This window comes from Polaromonas sp. P3_C2 (assembly GCF_056402675.1).
On record NZ_JBFUGX010000285.1, the window covers coordinates 1 to 5,317 of the forward strand.

Genomic DNA, 5,317 nt, shown 5'->3' on the forward strand with positions numbered 1-5,317 from the left:
GCGCGGCGTGCCCGAGAAAAGCGCCGTGGCGCACCGCGGCGGCTGGCTCAAGTCGGCCGAGAACGCCTACGAAATCCGCGGTAAAACGCTGGGCATCGTGGGCTACGGCTCCATCGGAACGCAGCTGTCGGTGCTGGCCGAAGCGCTGGGCATGCAGGTCGTGTTTTTTGACGTGGTAACCAAGCTGCCGCTGGGCAACGCCCGGCAGGTAGCCCAGCTCAAGGACCTGCTGGCCCAGTCCGACGTGGTGAGCCTGCATGTGCCCGAAACCAAAGCCACCCAATGGATGATGGGCGCGGCCGAGATCGCCGCGATGAAACCCGGCAGCGTGCTGATCAATGCCTCACGCGGCACGGTGGTGGAAATTGAACCGCTGGCCGAGGCGCTGAAGCAAAAAAAGCTGCTGGGCGCGGCAATCGACGTGTTCCCTGTGGAGCCGCGCAGCAACAAGGACATTTTTGAATCGCCCCTGCGCGGCCTGGACAACGTGATCCTGACGCCGCACGTGGGCGGCTCGACCATGGAAGCGCAGGAAAACATCGGCATCGAAGTGGCCGAAAAGCTGGTGAAGTACAGCGACAACGGCACCTCGACGTCTTCCGTCAACTTCCCCGAAGTGGCACTGCCGGCCCACCCGGGCAAGCACCGCCTGCTGCACATTCACCGCAAYGTGCCGGGTGTGCTGTCGGAAATCAACAAGGTGTTTGCGGCCAACGGCATCAACATCGCATCGCAGTACCTGCAGACCAACGAAGCTGTGGGTTATGTGGTGATCGACATCGACGCGGCGCACTCCGACATCGCGCTGGCCAAGCTGGCCGAGGTGCCCGGAACCATCCGCAGCCGGGTTTTGTTTTGAACCGGGCTTGAGCCACGGCGCGCAACCGCTATCAAATATATAGCTGGTTGCGCCCGTCTCTATTGGGTTTCAGCCACTTTCCCAAGGAAAAGACCAGATTACTGCGCTGCCGGCGGCTGTAAACCCAGCAAGGTGGCCAGCGCCGCCGTTGACAATGAACCTTCATGTGACACCGTGGCGCCGGTCTGCGCGTGGGTTCCGACGATGGTGGGGATCGAAGCGAAACCCAGCCTGGTCATCAGCTCGGTGTTTTTGGCGACGGCTTCTTTTTGCGCGTCGATATTGCTGGCCGCACTGATGCCGCCACGCCGGGCCTGCAGCGACGTTTCATGCGCGTCCATGGCCGCCACCGGGTCGCTGGCCGCCAGCAGGGTTGCCCCCTGGGCCGTACTGGCGGCGTTGAGCATGCCAACCGGGATCCAGACAAACCTGGCCTGGGACTTCAGCGGTTTTGCCGCTTCCCACAGGGCGCCGCAGTGCGGGCATTGCGCATCAAAAAACACATACACCGTGCGCTTGCTCATCAGGGCGCCGGCTGAAAAACCTTTGGCGCCGGCTTCGATGGCGGCCACGGATACCGGTTCGGTGACAGCCTTTGCCGACGGGCTGCCGGGCGCGGTGCCCGGCGCATCGTTACAGCCGGCAAGCAGCAAGCCGGCCGCGACAACGGCAGCCAGGAAAAGGCGGTTCAGAAATTTGGACATCATCAAAAAAGTTGAATGAAGGAGCGGCAAGGATAGCGCAGCGGCGCTATTTCGACAGCTTGTCCGCCAATTCACCCGCCAGCATGAAGAACTCCGGCGCGCGCTGCACCGACACGTGGGTGGCGTTCATTGCATACGTGACGCGGGTTTTGACGCCGCGCGCCTGCAGCGCCCTGACATAGGCCTCGCTGAACTGGGGCAATGTGTTTTCGTCCTTGTTGCCCACCACCACGCTGATCTGCGTATCCGGGCTGATTTTCTCCGCTTCAGCCAGGGGTGAAAGGCTGCGGCTCCAGGCGCCGGATTTGCCCGCAGAGCTGTTGCGCCATTGCCGCCATGCCGGCACATCGCAGGGGCATCCGGCCAGCAAATAGGCGTCGGCACTGCCGGGAAAGCGGCTGGCGACCAGCGCCGCCATGGCTGCGCCACCCGAATGGCCGACGAGCAGGATTTTCTTGCCGGGGTTGAGGCTGCGCAGGCTGCCCAGCGCGGCGGCAATGATTTCGGCGTTGCTTGGCGTGTAGTCGTCGTCCCTTGGGCCGGACTCGCCGTCCGATACGCCCAGTTCGCTGCGGTAGCCGGGGCGCTGCATCGCCACTGTGACGGCCTGGAGCTTCTCGGCCAGCAAGGCTGCTGTGCCGCTGTCCGCGTTCAATTCCGTGCGCCCGCCGTTGTCGCCGTGCAGAAAGACGACCAGTACCTTGGGTGTGATGCGGGATGTTTGGCCAGGCGCCAGCTTGCGGATGACAAGGCATTGCCGGGCGTCCCCTGCCCGTTCAATGCCGTCGGCAAGTTTTCCGTCGGGGCACTTCACCGGTTGTGCCAACGCGCCTGCCCCCGCCAGCCCAAGCAGCAGGCCGGCCCAAGCAAGGTAGCCGCGGCCCATCAGGCCCCGCGAAGCGCGGCTTTCAGTTGCTGGCCAATTTCAGGCTTGTCGGCAAACGGATCCGTCGGGTTGCGCGCCTGCAGCACGTCTTCAAGCCGTGTCTGCACGGAGTTGATGGCTTTGGGGTGGCTGTAGATGTAGAACTGGTTCTTTGCGATGGCGTCAAACACCAGTTTCGCCACATCGGCGGCGCTCACCTTGCCGGAGCCGACTGCCTTGCCGGTCATGGCCTGCTGGATCATCTGGCTCCTGGTCGGCTTTTCCGCGCCGAGTTCGGCCGGGCGGTTGCGGTGGCTCATGCCGATGCCTGTGGCTACAAAAAATGGGCACAGCACCGAGGCACCAACCTGATCGGTCACCAGGCCCAGGTCCTGGTACAGGGTTTCGCTGAGCGCCACCACGGCGTGTTTGCTGACGTTGTAGACGCCCATATTCGGCGGGTTCAGCAGCCCGGCCATGCTGGCGGTGTTGACGATGTGGCCTTGCCAGAATGGGTCTTTGGCGGCTGCTTCCAGCATCATCGGCGTGAAGATGCGCACGCCGTGCACCACACCCATGACGTTGACGCCCAGCACCCATTCCCAGTCCTTGACGCTGTTTTCCCAGATCAGACCGCCCGAGCCAACGCCGGCGTTGTTAAAAACGAAATGCGGCGCGCCGAAGCGCTCGAACACGGCCTTGCCCATGGCTTCCATCTGCGTTGCGCTGGAGACGTCAAGCTTGAACGAAAGCACCTGGGCACCGGAAGCCTTCATCTCTTCGGTGGCTTTGTCCAGCGCATCCTGCTGCACGTCAACCAGCACGAGGTTCATGCCCAGTTGGGCCCCCAGGCGTGCGCATTCCAGGCCAAAGCCCGAGCCCGCGCCGGTCAGCACTGCCGTTTTACCTTTGAAATCCGTGATCATGGTTCGTTTTCCTTGATGAATATCTTGGTGTCTTGAAGAACAGGAAAATTGTCCGTGCACCCYGTCGCCACAGCTGTCGCTCAGGTAACTATTCAGGCAACCCGCAGCATCTCGATGTGCGGTATGCCGTCCTCGATGTAGGGCTGGCCGGTATTGGCAAAACCGTGCTGCAGGTAGAACTGCTCAAGCCGTGCCTGTGCACCTATGCGGATGGGTTGCGGGCCCCAGTGCTGCTGCAAACGGCCAACGGCCTCTTTCATCAGAACATGGCCAATGCCGCCGCCGCGTGCCGAAGCATGCGTGACCACGCGGCCTATGCTGGCCTCCGCAAACTTCACGCCCGCGGCAAAGCAGCGCGCGTAGGCTATCAGCCGCCCTTCCCTTATGCCCAGCAAATGCATGGCTTGCATGTCCGCGCCGTCCATGTCCTGGAAACTGCAGGCCTGTTCGACCACAAACACTTCGCTGCGAAGCTGCAAGATCTCATAAAGCTCAAGGGTGGTCAGCGCGTCAAAGGGAAGAAAACGCCAGGAAATAACGGAGGTGCCGGAGATGCTCATGCCGGGGCTGCAGCCTTCAGGGTGTAACCGATGCGCGGGAAATGCACATGCACGGTGCCGGCACGCGCATCGGTGCGGCGCAGCGTGTAATGCATGCGGGTGGCGGCGATCAGCTCGCCCTCGGTAGGCTCCGGTCCAAAACTCTCGCCGCTGACCAGCACCTGGCTGCCCAGCGCAATGCCGTGTTCGTCCTGGAACAGGTCACCCGGCAACGGCGCCGGCGTGGATGCGGCGGCCAGTGCCACAGCCTCGGTGGAGCTGAATTTTTCAATGCCGCCATGGCCAATGGCGGCCATGCGGTCCATCCATTCCAGCACGGCCGGCGTGAGGTTCAGGATGCCCGCGAGCACCGGTGTTTGCACCCGCGTGAACCACAGCGGGTGGTACATCGCGAAATCGGCGATGCAGGGCACATCACCCAGTAAAAAAGGCCGGTCGTCGAGCATGTCCGAGATTCGGCGCAAATAGGACTTGTAGGCTGCGGCGGCATCGCTGGCGCGCAGGCGCGGCATGCCGGTGCTCATGGCCTTGCGGTCTTCRCCGAAAGCCCGSGCGGCTTCRGGYGGCGCTTTTTCAAAAATCTGSGCCACGCCCTTGGGCTGSGTGTTGWAGGCCATGGAGGTCCAGAACAGCGTGTTGTCGGCCCAATGCGCCAGCGTGCGCGCCAGGCCCTTGCTGGGTTCCGGGTACACCGAAGGCTCGGGTTGCAGGTGTTCCAGCACGTCGCTGATCAAGGCGGTGTCGCAATAAATGTCGGCACCGATTTGCAGGATGGGCGTCTTGCGGTAGCCGCCGGTCAGCGCCACCACGTCGGGCTTGGGCATGATCATCGGGATGACGACGGACTTCCAGGGCAGGTTTTTGTAACCCAGCATCAGGCGGGTTTTTTCGGCAAATGGCGATGTGGGGTAATGGTGAAGGATCAGATCGCTCATGGTTGTCTCCGGGTGTTCTGCGTATCTTGAAATTCAGCGGGGCATGGCCCGCGCGATGAGGGTGTCGAAATCGGTACCGGCGCCCAGCGTACCGAAAGCATGGCCCCAGTTGCCTGCAATGCGCGAGTCGCAAAAAGCGCTGAAGACGGCAGCGGGCGCGGTCTGATACAGCAAGGCGGCCTGCACCGCCAGCGCGACGTCCTGCGCGAGCCGCCGTGCCTCCACTTCAGTCGCCATTTCTTCCACACGTGTTGGCAAGGCAGCGGCCAGCCGGTCCAGCGCCGGGTGCGCGCCTTTTGCGGCGGCCAGTTCCTGGTTCAGGGCCGCTACGGCGTCGGCTTTGCGCAGCGCGCGCAAAAGGTCCAGCGCCATGATGTTGCCCGCGCCTTCCCAAATCGAATTGAGCGGCATTTCACGGTAAACGCGGGCCATGACGCCCTCGCCGCCCTCCTCCACATAGCCATTGCC

The 5,317-nt window shown here is 62.9% G+C and carries 6 protein-coding genes and 1 pseudogene; 1 reads left to right on the forward strand and 6 read right to left on the reverse strand.

Annotated elements, in window-relative coordinates; genetic code table 11:
• On the forward strand, positions 1–859 hold an 859-nt coding region (gene serA / locus AC1DWI_RS12990; RefSeq protein ID WP_477724974.1), incomplete at its 5' end, for a phosphoglycerate dehydrogenase.
• A gap of 98 nt (positions 860–957) precedes the next feature.
• On the opposite strand, the gene AC1DWI_RS12995 is transcribed toward serA, so the two are convergent.
• The 6 genes and pseudogenes from AC1DWI_RS12995 to AC1DWI_RS13020 all read right to left on the reverse strand — a co-directional run.
• A complete protein-coding gene (locus tag AC1DWI_RS12995; protein ID WP_477669533.1) occupies positions 958–1,566 on the reverse strand; it encodes a thioredoxin domain-containing protein in 609 nt (202 codons plus the stop codon).
• Between the two features lie 43 nt (positions 1,567–1,609).
• A complete protein-coding gene (locus tag AC1DWI_RS13000) occupies positions 1,610–2,449 on the reverse strand; it encodes an alpha/beta hydrolase family protein (protein ID WP_477669532.1) in 840 nt (279 codons plus the stop codon).
• Complete coding sequence (locus AC1DWI_RS13005; protein ID WP_477669531.1) at positions 2,449–3,354, reverse strand: SDR family oxidoreductase; 906 nt, start codon at positions 3,352–3,354, stop codon at positions 2,449–2,451. The genes AC1DWI_RS13000 and AC1DWI_RS13005 overlap by 1 nt, the downstream gene beginning before the upstream one ends.
• A gap of 92 nt (positions 3,355–3,446) precedes the next feature.
• Positions 3,447–3,914, reverse strand: a complete 468-nt coding sequence (locus AC1DWI_RS13010) for a GNAT family N-acetyltransferase (protein ID WP_477669530.1) — start codon at positions 3,912–3,914, stop codon at positions 3,447–3,449.
• A complete protein-coding gene (locus tag AC1DWI_RS13015) occupies positions 3,911–4,849 on the reverse strand; it encodes a glutathione S-transferase family protein (RefSeq protein WP_477724975.1) in 939 nt (312 codons plus the stop codon). The genes AC1DWI_RS13010 and AC1DWI_RS13015 overlap by 4 nt, the downstream gene beginning before the upstream one ends.
• A 33-nt stretch (positions 4,850–4,882) precedes the next feature.
• Positions 4,883–5,317, reverse strand: a pseudogene (locus AC1DWI_RS13020) (DNA alkylation response protein); the annotation flags it as partial.

Bases quoted from the DNA above. Each gene is read 5' to 3' on its own strand.
- AC1DWI_RS12995 (WP_477669533.1), bottom strand. From the start codon at position 1,566: ATGATGTCCAAATTTCTGAACCGCCTTTTCCTGGCTGCCGTTGTCGCG.
- AC1DWI_RS13000 (WP_477669532.1), bottom strand. From the start codon at position 2,449: ATGGGCCGCGGCTACCTTGCTTGGGCCGGCCTGCTGCTTGGGCTGGCG.
- AC1DWI_RS13005 (WP_477669531.1), bottom strand. From the start codon at position 3,354: ATGATCACGGATTTCAAAGGTAAAACGGCAGTGCTGACCGGCGCGGGC.
- AC1DWI_RS13010 (WP_477669530.1), bottom strand. From the start codon at position 3,914: ATGAGCATCTCCGGCACCTCCGTTATTTCCTGGCGTTTTCTTCCCTTT.